This is a genomic window from Mucilaginibacter sp. Bleaf8, from assembly GCF_018390515.1.
GTDB lineage: Bacteria > Bacteroidota > Bacteroidia > Sphingobacteriales > Sphingobacteriaceae > Mucilaginibacter.
This window is the reverse complement of the sequence record NZ_JAHBBK010000003.1, coordinates 695,107-713,549: the sequence shown is the minus strand read 5'-3', so window position 1 is coordinate 713,549 and position 18,443 is coordinate 695,107. Positions and strand designations below refer to the sequence as shown.

The following is an 18,443-nucleotide window of genomic DNA, read 5'->3' as shown; positions in this document are numbered from 1 at the left end:
ACAACAAAGGCTCCTAAAAGGAGCCTTTGTTGTTTTTAATGACGATTCAGAATCAGGTACCCCACTCAGGGGTATTCACTTCTGTTTCTTCAAACTCGTACTCGCTTAGCGGTGGGCAAGAGCAGATGAGGGTACGATCACCGTAGGTGTCGTTTACCCGACCAACGGATGGCCAGAATTTGTGAGCCGCTACATAAGGCAGCGGGAAGGCTGCTTTTTGGCGGGTGTATGGATGCGCCCACTCATTGCCGGTAATTACGGCTACGGTATGCGGTGCATTTTTCAACGGGTTATTAGCTTTGTCTGACAGGCCTTTTTCTACATCCTCAATTTCATGACGGATAGAGATCATGGCATCGCAAAAACGATCCAGCTCGTGCTTAGGTTCTGATTCGGTTGGCTCCACCATCAGCGTGCCCGCTACCGGGAACGATACGGTTGGCGCATGGAAACCATAATCCATTAAACGTTTAGCGATATCAGTTACTTCGATACCAAAGTTTTTAAAGCTACGACAATCCAAAATCATTTCGTGCGCGCAACGGCCGTTAGCACCTGCGTACAGTACCGGATAATGCTTCTCTAAACGGGCTTTGATATAGTTAGCATTCAGGATGGCGTATTTGGTAGCATTGGTTAAACCATCAGCACCCATCATGGCGATGTAAGCGTGCGAAATGACTAGAATAGATGCTGAACCCCATGGTGCTGCGGATACAGCCGGGATAGATTTACCTTGATCGATATTCACCACAGCATGGCCGGGCAGGTAAGGCACCAGGTGCTTAGCCACACCAATTGGACCCATACCAGGGCCACCGCCACCGTGCGGAATACAGAAGGTTTTGTGCAAGTTCAGGTGGCAAACATCGGCACCGATATTGGCCGGGCTGGTTAAGCCTACCTGTGCATTCATATTAGCGCCATCCATGTAAACCTGTCCGCCATTCTGGTGAATAACCTCACAGATTTCGATGATCGCTTCTTCATAAACACCGTGGGTTGATGGGTAAGTTACCATTAGGCACGATAATTCGTTTTTATATTGTTCGGCTTTCGCTTTCAGATCGGCAACATCGATATTACCGCTTTCGTCGCATTTTACAACTACGATCTTCATGCCGGCCATCGCTGCTGATGCAGGGTTGGTACCGTGGGCCGAAGCCGGGATCAGGGCCACATTACGGTGATGATCGCCCCTGTCCTGATGATAAGCGCGGATTACCATTAAGCCAGCGTACTCGCCTTGTGCACCAGCATTTGGCTGTAAGCTCATGGCGGCAAAGCCGGTAATTTCGCTCAGCCACTGGTTCAGTTCATCAAACAGTTGCATATAACCACCGGTCTGGTCGGCCGGTGCAAAGGGGTGCATACGACCCAATTCTGCCCAGGTAACGGGAATCATCTCGGTGGTTGCATTCAGTTTCATGGTACATGAACCCAGCGGAATCATGGAATCACAAAGAGATAAATCTTTTGCTTCCAACGATTTAATGTAACGCAGCATCTCATGCTCAGAGTGATGTGCGTTGAACACCTGGTGCGTTAAGTAAGCTGACTGACGCTGTAATTCGGCAGGAATAACCGTTTCTACGTTATTTTTCAGTTCGTCAAAACCTACATCATTCAGGTTTTTGCCTTTTACTTTGGCAAAGAAACGGATGATGGTTTTGATATCTTCAACCGAAGTAGTTTCATCAAGCGAGATGGTTACCATTGAACCATTGTAGTTCAGGTTCATCTCGTTGTTCAGAGCTTCGGCATGTACCGGGCCAGCCAAAATACCTAAATCAAATTTAACGGTATCAAAGTAAGCCACATTCAGTTGCTGATAACCCAACTGCTCCAGACTTTGCGCTAACAGGATAGATAAGCCGTGCACACGCTCGGCAATCAGTTTTAAACCTTTAGGGCCATGATATGCGGCATACATACCGGCCATAATAGCCAGCAATGCCTGTGCGGTACAAATGTTGGAAGTTGCTTTATCGCGGCGGATGTGCTGCTCGCGGGTTTGCAGTGCCATACGCAGGGCATAATCGCCGGCGCTATCAATGGTAACACCGATAATACGGCCCGGCATTGAGCGCTTATACTCTTCTTTAGTAGCAAAAAATGCTGCGTGCGGACCGCCAAAGCCCATTGGCACGCCAAAACGCTGGCTGGTACCCACCACAATATCGGCGCCCCACTCACCCGGAGGCGTTAACAAGGTTAAGCTCAGCAGGTCGGCAACAACAGTTAATTTAATATTTTTAGCGTGGGCTTGTGCGGCAAAATCGGCATAGTTATATACGGCGCCATCTTTTGCCGGATACTGCACAATAGCACCAAACATATCCTCGGTCAGTTCAACCGTACGGTGATCACCAATTACCAATTGGATACCGTAAGGTTCTGAACGGGTTTTTAAGATATCGATAGTTTGCGGAAACAGCTCCTCAGAAACGAAAAACACGTTGGCTTTTTGATTTTTACGCAACGTGTACTGCATAAACATAGCCTCGGCAGCAGCCGTACCTTCATCAAGCAATGATGCGTTGGCAATTTCCATACCGGTCAGGTCGATCACCATGGTTTGGAAATTTAACAGCGCCTGTAAACGGCCCTGTGCAATTTCGGCTTGGTAAGGCGTATATTGCGTATACCATCCCGGGTTTTCCAGTATGTTGCGCTGGATAACGCCCGGTACAATCACATCATAATAGCCCTGGCCAATAAATGATTTGAAAACTTTGTTTTTTGAAGCGGTTTGCTTCAGGGTGTTCAGATAATCGAACTCGCTTTTTGCAGCGGGCAGATTCAATGGTTTTTGCAGCCTGATTTTAGCCGGAATGGTTTGCTCAATCAGCTCATCCAATGAATTTACACCAACAGTTTTCAGCATCTTAGCCGTATCGGCCTCATTTGGGGCAATGTGACGGGCTTGAAATTTTTCCTGGTAATCGATATTCAGTTTCATGAAACGGGAGACCCTCTGTTTTTTGCTGCAAAGGTACGCTTTTAACAATTGACTAACAATGCGTAAACAAATACTTACACTTGCCTTGCAACTGCCTTTTTAATGCTAAATTTTAGCATGCTTTTGGCCTCCAATTATTACATTTACCACACCTATGCACAATACCGATCATAACCCGTGGAAAATAACTTCGGAAAAGGAAGTTTACGATAACCCCTGGATAAACTTAACGCATTATGAGGTAACCAACCCATCAGGCAATCCGGGCATTTATGGTAAAATTCATTACAAGAACCGGGCAATAGGCGTGATAGCGCTTGATGACGAGCTGAACACCTACCTGGTAGGCCAGTACCGTTTTGTACTGAACCAGTACAGTTGGGAAATACCCGAGGGCGGCGGCCCGCTGGGTACCGCCCCGCTCGATTCGGCCAAACGTGAGTTGCTGGAAGAAACCGGCCTGAAAGCCCGTTACTGGACCAAGCTAAATGATTTCCACCTATCCAACTCGGTGGGCGATGAGTTTGGCCATATTTACCTGGCTCAGGGATTGGAGCAATTTGAAGCCGAACCCGAAGAAACGGAGCAGATAGAGATTCGTAAAATGCCATTCAGCGAAGCCTATAGAATGGTATGCAACAGCGAAATTACCGACTCGCTTGCCGTAGCAGCTATATTGCGCGTACAATTACTGATACTGGAAGGAAAGATACAAGCCGGCCAGGCAGGCCAGCCCTTACAATTGTAACAAAACAGGTTTTAGCGTGAATGATTTCCTGCAATCTGTATTATTGAGTGTTAGCTCTCTTTTTTAACTTTGCCGGTTCATGAAGAAGTTTTTCGGTTATATTTTATCTGCCATACATTATCCCGCCTTCGGCTTACTGCTGGTTATTTTCCAGCCCATACAATGGATATGCTACCGCTTTTTCGGTTATGCTGCACACAAACGCTCGGTTGATATATTGAACTACTTTTTGACCAGCACTTATTACCTGCTGGGCAACCGTGTAAGCTTTATTAACCGTCAAAGCCTTCCCGAGGGCCGGCCCATCATATTTATTGCCAATCACCAAAGCATGTACGATATACCGCCCATGATTTTTCACCTGCGCCGGTACCATGCCAAGTTCATTTCCAAAATTGAGCTAACCAAAGGTATCCCATCCATATCGTACAACCTTAAAGTAGGCGGCGGCGCTAACATAGACCGTAAGGATCCTCGCCAATCTATTATGGAGCTGGTAAAACTGGGCGAACGCATGAAAAGCAATAACTGGTCTACCGTGATATTCCCGGAAGGCACGCGCTCTAAAGACGGCCATGTACGCAAGTTTCAATCGGCCGGAGTAGCTACGATTTTAAAAAAGTGCCCCAACGCGCTGCTGGTTCCGGTGGCTATTAACAACGCCTGGAAAATGGTACGCTATGGTATTTACCCATTGAGCTCCTTTGAACACCTTAAATTTGAAATACTTGCCCCTATTGAGCCCAATGGCCAGCCCGTTGATGCCGTAGTGAGCCAAGTTGAAGAAGAAATCAGGAAAAAGGTTAGCCCCCTGGCCCCATAGAGGGGAGTTTTTAAAAACCCCATATCAATGCAAAAGGCCCGCTAAACAAGCGGGCCTTTTGCATTTACTACTCCCCCTTCAGGGGGCCGGGGGCTAAATATTCTTTTCTTCGATCACCTTAAAAAATTCATCGCGATAAGTATCGCCTATGGGGATAATCTTGTCGCCTATACAAATGCGGCTGCGCTCAATGCTATCAATTTTGTTTAGCGCTACAATATAAGACCGGTGCACCCGTATAAAATGCGGTTCGGGCAGGGCATCCTCTACCTTCTTCATATTTTGCAGGGTAATGATGCGCTCGGTAGGTGTAAATATAGATATGTAATCTTTTAAGCCTTCAATAAACAGAATGTTGTGCAAGTAAACCTTCTGTATTTTGTGTTCGGTTTTCACAAAAATGAAATCATTCACAAAGTCTTGCTGTGGCTGTTGTACAGGTGCAGGCTCTTCTTTCTCAACTATTTTTGCTGCAGGTTGCAAAACTGCCTGTACTTTCTGAGCCGCTTTGAAAAAACGATCGAACGCAATGGGCTTTAACAGATAATCAACCGCATCCAGGTCATAACCTTCCAGTGCATACTGTGGATAAGCTGTGGTAAGTATCACCTTGGCTTTACCATTGGCAATACGTAAAAACTGTATACCGGTCAGCTCGGGCATCTGTACATCCAGAAAAACGAGGTCGATGCCGCCGTCCTGTACCAGGGTAAGCGCCTCAATAGGGCTGGTGGTTGATTTAACCAGTTCCATAAAAGGCACCTTGGCTATATAATCTTCAATAATATGCAGAGCCAGGGGCTCGTCATCAACTACCAAACAACGGATCATGTTATAAAATTAAGGATAATTCGCAACTATAAGTATCGGCCGTATCGTTTATTACCAAATTATATTTATTATGGTAAAGCAGATTTAAACGCCGCTTAACATTACTTAAACCGATACCACCGGCGGCATCGCGGTTAAGCAAATGCTTTTTATTGTGCATGTAAAAATCGAGGTGCCCATCATTGATATTAATCTTGAGCACAATAGGTGATTCTGCATCATTTGCTACACCATGCTTAAAGGCATTTTCAATAAACGATATTAAAAGCAGCGGCACAATACGCTGATTGGTTACAACACCGTTCACTTCAAAATCAACATAAGCATTTTTACCGAAGCGTATTTTCTGCATATCAATATAGTTTTGCAGGTATTGCAGTTCTTTAGCCAAATCCACTTTGTTATCATTACACTCATACAACATGTAACGCATAATTTCCGATAGTTTCAGGATGGCATCAGGCGTGTTATCGGCCCGCTGGTAAGCCAAAGAGTAGATGCTGTTCAGTGAATTAAACAAAAAGTGCGGATTGATCTGTGACTTTAATAAAGCCAGTTCGGCTGTAAGCCGCTGGTTCTCCAGATCACGCTGTATGCGTTCATTCAAAAACCAATCAACCGTAAACTGCAGCACAATACTCAAAAAGATAAAAAGTACACTGGTAAATACAGTACTTAAAAAGTACGACCAAAAATGCAGTTGTTCCTTTTCGCTACCCGATACAATGTATGGGTGTAACACCACCCGCAGGCCATATTTACTTACCCCAATACACAGAATGGTTAAAACCAATGCCGTAATGTATTTGCGGTATTGCTTGGTATCCAGAAACCGTGGTATATAAAACAGGTAATTGAGGTAAAATAAACCCACATTAGCCAGCCCGAACACACCAAAGGTAATAAGTAAACTTACCGCGCTTACTTTCATATTGCTATGTACTACAGCAATAAAAAACGAAAACATAATGGCCCAAAACACCACATGCCAGAATATCTGCCAGCCTTTTTTCATCGCATCTAAATTAATATTTAGAATTAAATACAGCGGTGCAGATATATGCATGCCTCATTTTTACCGATGAATCGGCTAAAATTATCTACGAACGGGTTAGGGCTCTATTTAGACCGTTCATCTATAAATGCAGGCAGTTAGTCTAAATGATTTTAGGGGGTTGATTATTTAGTATTCCTTTGTTTCATCAAAACAATCACAATGAAAAAGTTAGTACTTAACCTTAATCCTTTTATCCTGCTGCTGATCCCGGTGCTGTTTGCCTTGGTAATGGGTATAAGCTACCAGTTTAAGCAAGCTAAAGCTTATTCTGCCAACGGCTTAGCCTCTGTATCGCAAACAGAATCGCTGTTTCATAAAGGTGTGCATCTGGTAAAAGCGGTATGTTCGGTATCTAAACAAAACCTATGGTAATCAGCACCAACGATTTAACCTACCACTTTGGCAATCAGACAGTAGTTAAATCATTATCATTACAGGTACCCGAAGGCAGTGTATTCGGCTTTTTGGGCCCCAACGGTGCAGGTAAAACCACCACCATAAAATTACTGCTCAACCTGCTGAAAATACAGCAAGGCAGCATCAGCATTTTCGGGCAGGATTTACCCGGCAACCGTATTCATATACTGCGCAACGTAGGCTCATTGATTGAGCAACCTGCCATTTATACCCACCTTACCGGAAAAGAGAACCTGATTAACCGTGCCCGTCTTTTAAGCGTTAACACCAACCGTGTTGACGACATGCTGAAGCTGGTACACCTGAGCGATGCCGCCCATAAAAAAGCCGGCAATTACTCATTAGGTATGAAACAGCGGTTAGGTATAGCTCTGGCGCTGCTGGCCGATCCGCAGCTTTTATTGCTGGACGAGCCTACTAATGGCCTGGACCCAAACGGTATTATTGAAATGCGCGAGCTGATTATTAAGCTGGCAAAACAACAAGGCAAAACCATCTTTATATCCAGCCATTTGCTGGCCGAAATGGAGCGCATGGCTACGCATGTGGGTATTATCAACCAAGGCAGTATGCTGTTTCAGGGTAGTATCAGTGAATTGGGTGCCATCAGCCAGCCGCAGGTCCAAATCGAAACCGAAAACACGGCAGATGCTGCCAACTTTCTGAAAGCTCAGGGCTACCCTATTTCGAACGTAACCAACGATTACCTCACCTTACCTTATAATTCCAAACAGGAGATGGCTGCTATTAATGCCCGGCTTAACGAAAACGAACATCCGGTTTACAGCATATTTAAAGTACAAAAAGACCTGGAAGAACTCTTCCTGAACATTACACAACAAGCCTGAACCTTATCATGAAAGGATTTTTCCTGTCCCTGCAATCCGAATTTTATAAAAGCCGGAAAACCTTAGGCTTTTGGAGCGCCATACTTTTACCCCTGTTAATAACTGCTTTGGTAACGCTTGGCTTTTTCCTGAAAAGCGCCAAGTTTTCGGCAACGCCTGCAATGGGTTTATGGATACAGTTTGCCGGTATACCATTAGGCATGATGGGCTCATTTTTACTGCCCATGTTTGTAGTTTTTATAGCCTACTCGGTAAATAGTGTAGAACATAAAGCCGATACCTGGAAGATGCTGTTTACGCTGCCCATTTCCAAATGGGCTATGTACAGTGCTAAATATGTATATGCCATGCTGCTTGTTTTATTATGCATGCTGCTGTTTGCCATTTTAACTTTAGGCTTTGGCAACTTGCTGAGCATTATGAAACCCGAATTGAAGTTTAGCGATTACCACATGGAAAAGGCTTTATTTCAGATTTATTTTAAGCTTTTTTTAGCTTCACTAAGCATTCTCTCGCTGCAATTTTTATTAAGCCTGCTTTGGGTTGATTTTTTGAAACCAATGGGCGTAGGCTTTGTGGGTACTATTATAGGCGGTATACTGGCAGGCAATGCCAAATGGGAACATGCTTATCTGGTACCATTCTCTCAACCATTGCTATCTATCATGAGCTTGGGCAGGCAGGCTAATGCAGGCATTGATCTGTTTACAAAAGAGGTTTGCGCAAGTATGGCTATCGGTTTTGTAATCTTTATTTGCGGTTACTTTATTGTGCAACGCAAAAGTGTAAAATAAGCCTACCCTATCATACATCCATAAAAACGAGACACTTTTAAGGGTGTCTCGTTTTTTTACACTATTTTTCTGCTTTAATAGCATTAATTACCTGCTCTATCTCACTGTTACAAGCTTCAATCCCGGCATCATAACGCGTGGTATTCTCGCTTACCTTTTTCATAATCAGTTGGTAGCTTTTTATACGCAGCTCACAATAGTGCTGATATTGCTTGTTTCGCTCGTGTAATTCATCCGGTATGTCCAGCTTATCGGCTTCGGTTAATAAACGGATACTCTGTTGCCAAACAGCAATGCCTTTATTTTGCAGGTTCTCTATAATGATTTTTGCGGGCGTATGACCGGGCAGTTTAAAAACCTGCAGAGCCATTTTTTCATTAGCTATTACCTGATCCATTTTGGTTTGATATTGCCGTATATCATCCGGAATACTTTTGCAAACCACTGCCGACACTACCAAAATTAAAATCATGGCGGTGCCTGCAGTTATATATTTAAGCCAGGTCAGCTTAGGCTTTATTAATGACGGATAAAAGATGTATCCCACTATAATGCCACCTATTAAACCACCAATGTGTGCCGCGTTATCGATGCCTCCTCTTATGCCAATACCCAGGTTTAAAACAACGAATATGACTATACTCGAGAACAAGGCGTTACGCACAGCTTTGTGTATTACATTGGTAGTAAGCAGCGATAAAAACACGCCGTACATACCAAATATAGCGCCCGACGCACCGGCACTAAGGGTTAATGGATGCCAGTAAACGCTCAGCACACTACCGGCAATACCAGCCAGCACATAGGCTACGGCAAAACGTAATTTACCCAAATAGGGCTCCAACATTAAGCCAATGTAAACCAACGCATACATATTTATGACTAGGTGCAGTATACCGATGTGCAAAAACATATTGGTAAATAAGCGCCACCATTGCCCATCCAAAATATATGGACGGAAATTAGCGCCCCACTTTATCAGATATTCCCCATCGGGCGAAAGTATGTTAGCCCCGGTTGCCACCATGATGATAAACAGCAGGATGTTGATATCAACCAATAACGGTGTAACAAAGTAGTTTTTACGTGGAACAAAAAAGGATAATATATCCTTAAAAGATGTTTTGGCATTCGGTTCTGCCAGTAAATCCACGCCGGTTGAACTCAGTGCCTGCTCATGCGTAGCATACCATTCCTGCAGCTGTTGCTCCGTAGCCGTGGCACTAACCGTTTCTAATGCACTTATAAATTCATCAACGTTGCGCCGGCTTCTCTCCGCACCTGCTTCCAAATCTTCATTACACTCACTTCTGATCATTGCACCTTCCGGCCGTACAATAACCTGCAGCACATCAGAAGTACGAGTGGCAACCAACCCGCTTTTACTCACATACTCAACAGACCAGTTTAGCTGCACTGCAGCTTCGGCCGCTATTACAACAAACTTTTCCTGGTGTAATCCGCCGAGGTCTATTTGCTGTTCAAAACTTGAGTTATTCTCTGATGCCATGATGCCAAATGTAGAAATTTAGGTATAAGCAATTTTGCTAATACCGGACTTAAAACAAAAGCGTACAGGTGACGACCTGTTCGCTTTTGCCTAACATCATTTTACCGGATAGGATTTGGATATACTGGCAAGCTCTCGTGCCCATCGGTATCTACGGCTTGTACGGCAAAAAAGTAATTATCTTTCGAGTAATCCAGCGTGGCTTCCGTACCGGTTACATAAAATTTCTTTTCCCAGTACGGGCTGATTGTTTCGCGCATTAGTACATAATAGCCGGCTGGCTTTTTGCCTGCTTTGGGTGCCTCCCACTTTAACGTCGTTTTGTTGGTAAGGCCGCTGGTGGTTATGCCTACACTTTGTGGTTCGGCTGGTGCCAGGGCCAGGTTGGCCAGTACAGAAAGGTTCATGCGGGCCACTTTTTGTATGTAATCGTAATCGGCAAAATCGGGCATATCGCCGTAATCTACACCGTTTTCCTTACGCACATTCTGGTGCTGTCGGTTAAAGTCTTCATTCATTTCGGTGAACCGAACAGCCGTAAATCCATTCTGTAAAAACGGTGTGTGATCGCCTCCACGCAAAAAGCGGTCGCGACGATAAATCAGCTTTACATCCAGCTGGCTTACATAGCGTTCGCCCACCTCTTTTATATAACGGGCCAACTGGCGCGACGGACTATCATTTTCGCCACCATTACCAATCAAGCTGGCCAGTGCCCGCTCATTGCCTGCCGCTGTGGAGGGTACACCTTCGCTAAATACACGAATGCGGCGGTTATCTTTCAGCCCGGTTTCCATACCATACGTATTGCCTACTATATCGTTGTTCAGCATGGCATCCACGTTCCAGTTTTCGGCCTTGGCTCGCCTGGCTACGTTGGTTGATCCATTCAGGCCCTGCTCCTCGCCAGCAACTGCCATAAAAATAATGGTAGCCGGGAACTGCCGCGAAGCCATTACCCGGGCCAGCTCCATAGAAACGGCCGTACCCGAGGCGTCATCTACAGCGCCCGGCGCAAATGATTTGGTATCCATAACATCATTCACCCGCGAATCATAATGGCCCGATACGATATAGATGCGGCTATCGGCAGGGTCAGTACCTTTTAGTACCGCCAGCACATTTTTAAGAACTGTTGGCTTATCAATACGGCCGCCTGCCGGCTGGGTAAAAATATCAAACCCCACATGCATGCGGCCGCCAGAGGCAGCCGCATAGCGCTCCATTTCGGCCTTGATCCAGTTACGGGCTGCACCTATACCCTGGGTTTTGCTGGTAGTATCACTTAACGTATGCCGGGTTTTAAAGCTGACCAGCTTACGAACTATAGCTTCAATATTTTTGGAGGATACTTCGGCATTCATCTGAGTGATGAATGCGTCCTGCTTTATGATTGTGGTTTGTGCCATTGCAGGCACGGCAAAAAGCAGAGGAAGTAGAAATTTAAATCTCATGTAATTGCTGTAATTGATGCGTAAACCAATATACAAAACAATTGATTCAGGTGCGGATAATAGAAAGATTGTTACACTACAAACATCCTACATCCCCATTAAAACAAAAAACATCGAATCCTGCTATAAAAATGACCAGCTTAATGCCTGTCATTCCAATCAGTATTCGATGTTTTATATAACAAAACCCATTAGCGGGTTTTATAAGATTGCCTTAGAATGGCAGATCGTCATCATCCGGAGCCGAGTTGATATCAACCGGTGGAGCGTACTCTGGAGTAGCGCTTGCAGCACCACCACTCACTACATTAATACGCCATAGTTGCAGGGTATTAAAATAACTTTTTTTACCGGTTCTGTCAGTCCATGGACGACCACGCAGATTGAAAAACACTTCCACGTCATCACCTACACGTACATTATCCAGTAAGCTGCAACGATCCTGAATAGCTTCAAATTTGATATATTCAGGGTATTGCGGATTTTCAATATATTCTACGATCAGCTCTCTCTTCTTTAAGGAGTCGGTAACCTGCTGCACAGGCGACACCTCATGTACTTTGCCTTTAATATCCATAATACTTCTATATAAAACGTAAAGTTAATGTTTAAGATTGTAAATCGGGCATATTTAATTCATAAATTTGTACACAAAATGCAAGTTTTCAACACAGAAAGTAAAATCATTATAACCTGCAATAAGCGCCTTTCATCCTACCTGCAACAGGAGGTTGAGGCCCTGGGTTATACCATAACACGAGCCTTCCCGACGGGGGTGGAGCTTGTAGGAACGGTTAACGATTGTATACCGCTCAACCTGAATCTGCGCTGCGCCAGCCAGATACTGTATTCGTTAAAAACATTTGAGGCCGAGGATCCACAACAGTTATATGATCAGCTGGTACAGCTGGAATGGGAAACCCTGATCGATTTTTCGGGCTATTTTTCCATTACCTCCAATGTAAATAACGAGCACATTCGTACCCCGCTTTTTGCCAACGTAAAGGTAAAAGATGCCGTGGTTGATCGTATAAAAAGCAAGATCGGCATCCGGCCAAATTCCGGTCCGGAACTGAACAAGGCCGTATTGCACCTGTACTGGCAGGATAACCGTGCCGAAATGTTTGTGGATACCTCGGGCGAAACGCTGGCCAAACACAGCTACCGTAAAATTCCGGGCAAGGCGCCTATGCTGGAAGCATTGGCTGCATCAACCATTATGGCTACGGGTTGGGACAGGCAAAGTACCTTTATCAACCCCATGTGCGGCTCGGGCACGCTGGCTATTGAGGCCGCCCTGCTGGCTACCGATAAGCACCCCGGCCTGTTCCGTATGAATTATGCCTTTATGCACCTGATAGGGTACGATGAGCAGGTGTTTTTTACAGAGCGCCGCAAGCTGAAGGATAAAGCAAAAAAAGAAACCGGTTTTAAAATCATCGCTACCGATATATCTGACGATGCGGTAGATATAGCCCGCAAAAATGCCAGAACCGCAGGCGTAGAACATTTGATTGATTTTGCTGTTTGTGATTTTGCAGATACTGAAGTACCCGAACAGCATGGTATAGTGATGTTTAACCCCGAATATGGCGAACGCCTGGGTACGCATACCAAGCTCGAAGCCACCTACCGGCGCATTGGTGATTACTTAAAGCAGCAATGCAAAGGGTATCGCGGATACGTGTTTACCGGTAACCCTGACCTGGCCAAGAAGATTGGCCTGCAGGCATCACGCAGAATTGAATTTTATAATGGTAAGCTGGATTGCCGCTTATTAGAATATACCATATACGAAGGCAGTAAACGCGAACCCAAAGCAGAATAAATGAAACAGATTATCATCTTAGCCGCGCTTGTATTCACATCAATTTTTGCCGTAGCCCAGAAACGAGAAATGGCTTTTCCGTTTCAGGGAGGCAAGGATGTAATGACGCAGTTTTTTAAAACCAACGTTATTGTTCCTAACGAGATTATAAGCCAAAGAGCTACCGGTACTGCCGTATTTAAATTTACGGCTAACCTGAACGGCGACATACAAAAAATTATCGTTTACTATGCTGACGATTATTTACTGACCCTGCCTTTTATTGAAGCGCTGAAAAAATCCAACCATAAGTGGATAATTCCTGATGATGAGAAACTGCACGATTTCATTATCTACTTTACTTTGAACATCAACGTACCAGCAGATAAGACTAACCCGGCGTTGCAAAAAGCCATGTATGCTTTCTATCAAAAGCGCAAGCCTATTTTAGCTTACAATCCTGTTCCGCTGGATATGGCTACCTTGCTGCCTGCGGTAACGGTTAGCTATGATGTTAACGGGCAATAAAACCAACGCAGCACAACATATTAGGTTATAAAATTAACTTGAAATAAAGTTGTAAAACCGGTAGTTGTTTTTCTCCGTAGGTATAGGTGTACCAACAACGATACTTATGTTGAAAGACGTGCTCGAAGCTAAAGTTAAAGCCGTAGCGATTAATATTCGAAAAGTAAGAGAATACCGCAATTACACACAGGAATACCTGGCCATGAAGCTGGACATTTCACAAAATGCCTACAGCAAAATTGAGTTAGGTTATACCAAAATCACCCTTGAACGGGTATTTCAGATAGCATCCATACTGGATGTGGATATGGTTGATTTGTTACAGAACGATCATATACATCTGTTGAAAGCGCTGGACACCACCCAACAGGTAGCCAGTTAATTGATATTGCTATATTTGCTACCCTACGCAAATATAGCAATACCATGTTACCCCAAAACTTAATAAACCACACAGCAACTTACGTACAAATCACGCTTAAGCAAGCCGAAGCCGGGCATGACTGGTGGCATATATTACGGGTTTGGAATAATGCCAAAAGAATAGCCCAGGATGAACCTGCCGATTTACTGGTGGTAGAGCTGGCCGCCCTTTTGCATGATATTGCCGATAGTAAGTTTCATGGCGGCGACGAGGAAATTGGCCCCAAAACAGCCGGCGACTTTTTGCAAAGCCAGGGCGTTGAAAAAGCAATTATCCATCATGTACAGCAAATCATCAGGCATATGTCGTTCAAAGCTAGCTTTGATGCGGTTACCTTTCATTCAAAAGAGCTGGAAATTGTGCAGGATGCCGACAGGCTGGATGCTATAGGCGCTATTGGTATTGCGAGAGCCTTTACTTATGGCGGTTTTAAGAACCGGGAATTGTACAACCCCAATATTGTACCTAACCTTACCATGAGTAAAGAGGAGTACAAAAAATCGACCGCCCCAACCATTAATCACTTTTACGAAAAGCTGTTGCTGCTTAAAGATAAAATGAATACGCCTACGGCCCGCCTCTTGGCCGAAGAGCGGCACCGGTTTATGGAAACTTACCTGGATCAGTTTTATGCGGAATGGAACGGAGAGCGTTAAACGCCTGTGCAAAGCTCAAGTAGGATATTTTAATGAGGGTAACACCATAACTTATTAAAAACTCATTAGAAATTTAGTGTAAGGGGATTAAGTGCCTATTAAAACCACTTATCTTTATTCAAATTTTTTGAATGAAGAAGATATACACGCTCATAGCATGTGCAATATGCGGGCTATCGGCCTTTGCGCAGGATACAATTAAGCAGCAACGCTTTAATTTCCATTTTCAGCAAACTACTATTACTCAGCATAAGCCATCATTCGGGGCAGATTACAGCGGCCAGAATAGCTTATCAACCGGTAAAGAAACAGCCACCTCATTAACAACCACTTTATTTGGTGGCGCCCGTTTATGGAAAGGTGCACAGGCTTACTTCAATCCCGAACTGGCAGGCGGATCCGGCTTTAGTAAAACACTGGGTGTTGCCGGTTTCCCGAATGGCGAAACCTTCCGGGTAGGCAGTACCGAGCCAAAAATTTATATAGCGCGCTTGTACCTGAGCCAGGCATTTACCTGGGGTAAAGATCGTGACACGGTAGAAGACGACTTAAACCAGTTGGCGGGTTACAAAAGCAAACGCTATTTTTCGGTTACAGTGGGTAAGTTCGGTATGTCTGATTTTTTTGATGCCAACACTTTCAGTCATGACCCACGCAGCCAGTTCATGAACTGGTCGTTGATGAGCAACGGTGCCTGGGACTATCCGGCCAACACCCGTGGCTATGTGATGGGCATTTTTACCGAACTGGGCATGCCCACCTGGACACTGCGCTTTGCTTACACCATGACCACCACCACGGCCAACGGCTCCATTTGGGATGAGCGCATTGGCAAAGCCAACACCCAAACGCTGGAATACGAAAAACGCTATACGCTTAATGATCAGCCGGGAGCGGTGCGCTTATTAGGTTTCCGTAACAATGGTAAAATGGGCAAGTACCGCGATGCATTAGCCTTTAGCAATCCGCCTGTGATTGATACCGTTTTAGGCTATGGCCATCATAAATATGGTTTTGGTATTAATGCTGAGCAATTCATCACCAAAAATTTCGGTGTGTTTGCCAAAGCCAGCTGGAACGACGGCCATACCGAAACCTGGGCCTTTACCGAGATAGACCGCTCCCTGAGCTTCGGTGGTGTACTGAAAGGCACCGGCTGGAAACGCCAGAACGATGAACTGGGCCTGGCCTTTGTAGGCAATGGCATATCGGGCCCGCACCGCGATTACCTGGCAGCAGGCGGCTATGGCTTTATCATTGGCGACGGAAAACTTAACTACGGTACAGAAATGATTGCCGAGCTTTACTACAAGCTCGATGCTTTCCAGCAAAAGTTCTGGCTTACGCCCGATTACCAGTTCATCATGCACCCTGCCTACAACAAAGACCGCGGCCCGGTGAACGTATTTTCACTGAGAGCGCACATTGAGTTTTAATGCTTAGCAGTGTTTGCGCAGCCTTTGCTTTTAAGTGAAGAGATTGCTACGCTAACGTTCGCAAGGACAGCTTGTGGCTAAGTGGGTGTTACATTGTCATTGCGAGGAGCGACAGCGACGCGGCAATCTTATCGCTTGAATAATACTTGTGATGGGATTGCCACGCTAACGCTCGCAAGGACAGGCTTTTAAGAGTATTTCCAAAAGTGCGTTGGGCTTCTTTCGCACCCGGCCGGGAGTATGGCCTGTAGCGTTGGCAGGGATTGCGAAAGATAGACTTTTGCTTACTTTGTGGCAATGACAAAGTAAGTAGCTTCCGCGGCAATGAGCGGACTGACGAAAGTTTATTAGTAGTAATGAATATTATAGCAGCACCAGCATATATCTACTTCTATACCATTTTCTAATAACCAACGTAAAAGCGGAGAAAACAACAAAGCAGAACCAATGGGTTCTGCTCTGTTGTTTTTAAAAACTGCTCAATTACTACTCATGCACGCCTTCACCAATCTCTTCAATGGTTTTGCGGTTAAATGCATCCAGGTCGGCTGGCGTACGGCTGGTTACTAAGCCATTATCCACTACTACTTCTTCGTCAACCCAAGTAGCGCCCGCATTTTTCAGGTCGGTTTGCAGGGATGGGTATGAGGTGAGTGTACGGCCGCTGATCATACCCGTCTCGATCAGCATTTGCGGGCCGTGGCAAATAGCCGCCACAGGTTTACCTTCATCTAAAAATGCGGACACAAAGGCCACAGCATCTTTGTTTTGGCGCAGCTTGTCGGGGTTTAAAACACCGCCAGGTAATACCAATGCATCGTAATCATCCGGGCTTACCTCACTTAACACCTGATCTACATCCACTTCAATACCCCAGTGGTCATGATCCCAAGCTTTAATTTTTCCGCTTTGCGGCGATATAATATGTACGGTTGCACCTGCAGCCAGTAATGCTTCTTTCGGGCTGGTTAACTCCACCTGCTCAAATCCTTCTTCGGTAAGTATAGCTACCTTACGGTTATCCAATGTTGCCATAACGTTCGTCTTTTTAGTGTTTAACGTGCACGCGTCAATTGGTTGCGGCACACAAAAACTACATCAGGCAAAAAGGAAAGTTTTGTTGCATTTCAAAAATGACAATCTATTTATGCTGTAAAGCGTAATTCATGAAATTGCTGGTCAAACCGAAATCTTCGGTGCCTTTACGGCGAATGAAATAAAAATTACGGGTAATTTTTAAGCCTTCAATCGGCACTTCCACCAAATCGCCCTCGGCCAGTTCGCGCACGATGGACGGGCGGGGCATAAACCCCAGGCACTGGTCGGCCAGTAGAAAGTTTTTAAGCGCCTCGGTACCCATCAGCCTGATCTTTACCGACAGATCAGCCGGCTTTACATGCTGCCCGGCCAACGCCTTCAATAAGGCATTCAACGTACCCGATCCGCGCTCGCGCAAAGCTAATGGCGTTTTCATGAGCTGCTTAAGCGTTAATGGCTTACCGGCTAAAGGGCTTTTAGCCGAACATACCGGTATTACCTCATCGCTCATAAAAGGCTGGTAGGATACGTTGGTAAGCTTATTATCCACCTCAATAATGCCAATATCTACCTCGTGATTTAAGAGTGCATTCAATATATATTCTGAATTTCGGTTTACCAGCTGTACGCCAATATTGGCATACTGCCGCTGAAAGCCGGATAATATGGAGGGTAAAATATATAAAGCAATAGTAGTACTTGCCCCTAACCGCAAATGCCCCGCCGCAAATGATTGGTTACTGAGCACGGATAAATCGTATTCTATTTTCCGTTCAATTTCGGTGGCTTGCAATAAGTAATCATTTAGCTTTTTGCCCGCTTCGGTAAGGATGATGCTGTTACCTTTACGTTCAAAAAGGGGCAATTTGTATTGATCCTCGAGCGCCTTAATATGCTTGCTGATGGCCGGCTGGGTTACAAATAGCACTTGTGCCGCCTTTGAAAAACTAAGGTTGGCAGCCACTTCTAAAAATACACGGTGAGCAAAAGATATCATAAATACAGCATCCGGTTATAGTTTTATAAAAAGCTGTGTTCAAATGTAAATGTTTTATGTATTATAACTAAAATGATGCCACCTAAAACTTTTGGTTATAAAGCGAATGCTTA

General features: G+C 44.9%; 18 protein-coding genes. 10 read left to right on the top strand and 8 right to left on the bottom strand.

Features of this window, described 5'->3' with window-relative positions; genetic code table 11:
• Nucleotides 1-52 precede the first annotated feature (52 nt).
• Nucleotides 53-2,962, bottom strand: a complete 2,910-nt coding sequence (gene gcvP / locus KHS38_RS16655; protein WP_213489670.1) for an aminomethyl-transferring glycine dehydrogenase — start codon at nucleotides 2,960-2,962, stop codon at nucleotides 53-55.
• A 154-nt stretch (nucleotides 2,963-3,116) separates the two neighbouring features.
• Here gcvP and KHS38_RS16650 point away from each other — a divergent pair, with 154 nt between their 5' ends.
• Together KHS38_RS16650 and KHS38_RS16645 are read left to right on the top strand one after the other, a co-directional pair.
• Nucleotides 3,117-3,710, top strand: a complete 594-nt coding sequence (locus KHS38_RS16650) for an NUDIX domain-containing protein (protein ID WP_213489669.1) — start codon at nucleotides 3,117-3,119, stop codon at nucleotides 3,708-3,710.
• A 79-nt stretch (nucleotides 3,711-3,789) separates the two neighbouring features.
• On the top strand, nucleotides 3,790-4,533 hold the full coding sequence (locus KHS38_RS16645) for a lysophospholipid acyltransferase family protein (protein ID WP_213489668.1): 744 nt from the start codon (nucleotides 3,790-3,792) through the stop codon (nucleotides 4,531-4,533).
• A gap of 93 nt (nucleotides 4,534-4,626) precedes the next feature.
• On the opposite strand, the gene KHS38_RS16640 is transcribed toward KHS38_RS16645, so the two are convergent.
• Both KHS38_RS16640 and KHS38_RS16635 read right to left on the bottom strand, forming a co-directional pair.
• On the bottom strand, nucleotides 4,627-5,364 hold the full coding sequence (locus KHS38_RS16640; protein WP_213489667.1) for a LytR/AlgR family response regulator transcription factor: 738 nt from the start codon (nucleotides 5,362-5,364) through the stop codon (nucleotides 4,627-4,629).
• 1 nt (nucleotide 5,365) lies between these two features.
• Nucleotides 5,366-6,379 (bottom strand): sensor histidine kinase, encoded by a 1,014-nt coding sequence (locus tag KHS38_RS16635; RefSeq protein WP_249665436.1) that lies wholly within the window; start codon nucleotides 6,377-6,379, stop codon nucleotides 5,366-5,368.
• A 201-nt stretch (nucleotides 6,380-6,580) separates the two neighbouring features.
• Here KHS38_RS16635 and KHS38_RS16630 point away from each other — a divergent pair, with 201 nt between their 5' ends.
• From KHS38_RS16630 to KHS38_RS16620, 3 genes are read left to right on the top strand one after another with little or no spacing between them, the layout of a single operon-like run.
• Nucleotides 6,581-6,793: a hypothetical protein gene (locus tag KHS38_RS16630; protein ID WP_213489666.1), complete on the top strand. Its 213-nt coding sequence runs from the start codon at nucleotides 6,581-6,583 to the stop codon at nucleotides 6,791-6,793.
• Entirely contained in the window at nucleotides 6,787-7,686 is a 900-nt protein-coding gene (locus KHS38_RS16625; RefSeq protein WP_213489665.1) for an ABC transporter ATP-binding protein, read from the top strand. The genes KHS38_RS16630 and KHS38_RS16625 overlap by 7 nt, the downstream gene beginning before the upstream one ends.
• A gap of 8 nt (nucleotides 7,687-7,694) precedes the next feature.
• A complete protein-coding gene (locus tag KHS38_RS16620; RefSeq protein ID WP_249665435.1) occupies nucleotides 7,695-8,480 on the top strand; it encodes an ABC transporter permease in 786 nt (261 codons plus the stop codon).
• Nucleotides 8,481-8,541: 61 nt separating this feature from the next.
• On the opposite strand, the gene KHS38_RS16615 is transcribed toward KHS38_RS16620, so the two are convergent.
• The 3 genes from KHS38_RS16615 to KHS38_RS16605 form a co-directional block, all read right to left on the bottom strand.
• Nucleotides 8,542-9,990 (bottom strand): rhomboid family intramembrane serine protease, encoded by a 1,449-nt coding sequence (locus KHS38_RS16615; RefSeq protein WP_213489664.1) that lies wholly within the window; start codon nucleotides 9,988-9,990, stop codon nucleotides 8,542-8,544.
• Between the two features lie 101 nt (nucleotides 9,991-10,091).
• Nucleotides 10,092-11,444 (bottom strand): M20/M25/M40 family metallo-hydrolase, encoded by a 1,353-nt coding sequence (locus KHS38_RS16610; protein WP_213489663.1) that lies wholly within the window; start codon nucleotides 11,442-11,444, stop codon nucleotides 10,092-10,094.
• 214 nt (nucleotides 11,445-11,658) lie between these two features.
• Nucleotides 11,659-12,021, bottom strand: a complete 363-nt coding sequence (locus KHS38_RS16605) for a DUF3127 domain-containing protein (RefSeq protein WP_213489662.1) — start codon at nucleotides 12,019-12,021, stop codon at nucleotides 11,659-11,661.
• Nucleotides 12,022-12,099: 78 nt separating this feature from the next.
• On the opposite strand from KHS38_RS16605, the gene KHS38_RS16600 reads away from it, so the two are divergent.
• From KHS38_RS16600 to KHS38_RS16580, 5 genes are all read left to right on the top strand, one after another.
• Complete coding sequence (locus KHS38_RS16600) at nucleotides 12,100-13,272, top strand: THUMP domain-containing class I SAM-dependent RNA methyltransferase (RefSeq protein WP_213489661.1); 1,173 nt, start codon at nucleotides 12,100-12,102, stop codon at nucleotides 13,270-13,272.
• On the top strand, nucleotides 13,273-13,779 hold the full coding sequence (locus KHS38_RS16595; protein ID WP_213489660.1) for a hypothetical protein: 507 nt from the start codon (nucleotides 13,273-13,275) through the stop codon (nucleotides 13,777-13,779).
• A gap of 106 nt (nucleotides 13,780-13,885) precedes the next feature.
• Nucleotides 13,886-14,161, top strand: coding sequence for a helix-turn-helix domain-containing protein (locus tag KHS38_RS16590; protein ID WP_213489659.1), 276 nt, complete (start codon nucleotides 13,886-13,888; stop codon nucleotides 14,159-14,161).
• A 44-nt stretch (nucleotides 14,162-14,205) separates the two neighbouring features.
• Entirely contained in the window at nucleotides 14,206-14,859 is a 654-nt protein-coding gene (locus KHS38_RS16585; RefSeq protein WP_213489658.1) for an HD domain-containing protein, read from the top strand.
• A gap of 131 nt (nucleotides 14,860-14,990) precedes the next feature.
• Nucleotides 14,991-16,295: a carbohydrate porin gene (locus KHS38_RS16580; protein WP_213489657.1), complete on the top strand. Its 1,305-nt coding sequence runs from the start codon at nucleotides 14,991-14,993 to the stop codon at nucleotides 16,293-16,295.
• Nucleotides 16,296-16,781: 486 nt separating this feature from the next.
• Here KHS38_RS16580 and KHS38_RS16575 read toward each other — a convergent pair whose 3' ends face one another.
• Nucleotides 16,782-17,330, bottom strand: a complete 549-nt coding sequence (locus KHS38_RS16575; RefSeq protein ID WP_213489656.1) for a type 1 glutamine amidotransferase domain-containing protein — start codon at nucleotides 17,328-17,330, stop codon at nucleotides 16,782-16,784.
• Between the two features lie 106 nt (nucleotides 17,331-17,436).
• A complete protein-coding gene (locus tag KHS38_RS16570; protein ID WP_213489655.1) occupies nucleotides 17,437-18,330 on the bottom strand; it encodes a LysR substrate-binding domain-containing protein in 894 nt (297 codons plus the stop codon).
• Between the last annotated feature and the right edge of the window lie 113 nt (nucleotides 18,331-18,443).

Coding starts and splice junctions, on each gene's coding strand:
- gcvP (WP_213489670.1), bottom strand. CDS start 2,962: ATGAAACTGAATATCGATTACCAGGAAAAATTTCAAGCCCGTCACATT.
- KHS38_RS16650 (WP_213489669.1), top strand. CDS start 3,117: ATGCACAATACCGATCATAACCCGTGGAAAATAACTTCGGAAAAGGAA.
- KHS38_RS16645 (WP_213489668.1), top strand. CDS start 3,790: ATGAAGAAGTTTTTCGGTTATATTTTATCTGCCATACATTATCCCGCC.
- KHS38_RS16640 (WP_213489667.1), bottom strand. CDS start 5,364: ATGATCCGTTGTTTGGTAGTTGATGACGAGCCCCTGGCTCTGCATATT.
- KHS38_RS16635 (WP_249665436.1), bottom strand. CDS start 6,379: ATGAAAAAAGGCTGGCAGATATTCTGGCATGTGGTGTTTTGGGCCATT.
- KHS38_RS16630 (WP_213489666.1), top strand. CDS start 6,581: ATGAAAAAGTTAGTACTTAACCTTAATCCTTTTATCCTGCTGCTGATC.
- KHS38_RS16625 (WP_213489665.1), top strand. CDS start 6,787: ATGGTAATCAGCACCAACGATTTAACCTACCACTTTGGCAATCAGACA.
- KHS38_RS16620 (WP_249665435.1), top strand. CDS start 7,695: ATGAAAGGATTTTTCCTGTCCCTGCAATCCGAATTTTATAAAAGCCGG.
- KHS38_RS16615 (WP_213489664.1), bottom strand. CDS start 9,990: ATGGCATCAGAGAATAACTCAAGTTTTGAACAGCAAATAGACCTCGGC.
- KHS38_RS16610 (WP_213489663.1), bottom strand. CDS start 11,444: ATGAGATTTAAATTTCTACTTCCTCTGCTTTTTGCCGTGCCTGCAATG.
- KHS38_RS16605 (WP_213489662.1), bottom strand. CDS start 12,021: ATGGATATTAAAGGCAAAGTACATGAGGTGTCGCCTGTGCAGCAGGTT.
- KHS38_RS16600 (WP_213489661.1), top strand. CDS start 12,100: ATGCAAGTTTTCAACACAGAAAGTAAAATCATTATAACCTGCAATAAG.
- KHS38_RS16595 (WP_213489660.1), top strand. CDS start 13,273: ATGAAACAGATTATCATCTTAGCCGCGCTTGTATTCACATCAATTTTT.
- KHS38_RS16590 (WP_213489659.1), top strand. CDS start 13,886: ATGTTGAAAGACGTGCTCGAAGCTAAAGTTAAAGCCGTAGCGATTAAT.
- KHS38_RS16585 (WP_213489658.1), top strand. CDS start 14,206: ATGTTACCCCAAAACTTAATAAACCACACAGCAACTTACGTACAAATC.
- KHS38_RS16580 (WP_213489657.1), top strand. CDS start 14,991: ATGAAGAAGATATACACGCTCATAGCATGTGCAATATGCGGGCTATCG.
- KHS38_RS16575 (WP_213489656.1), bottom strand. CDS start 17,330: ATGGCAACATTGGATAACCGTAAGGTAGCTATACTTACCGAAGAAGGA.
- KHS38_RS16570 (WP_213489655.1), bottom strand. CDS start 18,330: ATGATATCTTTTGCTCACCGTGTATTTTTAGAAGTGGCTGCCAACCTT.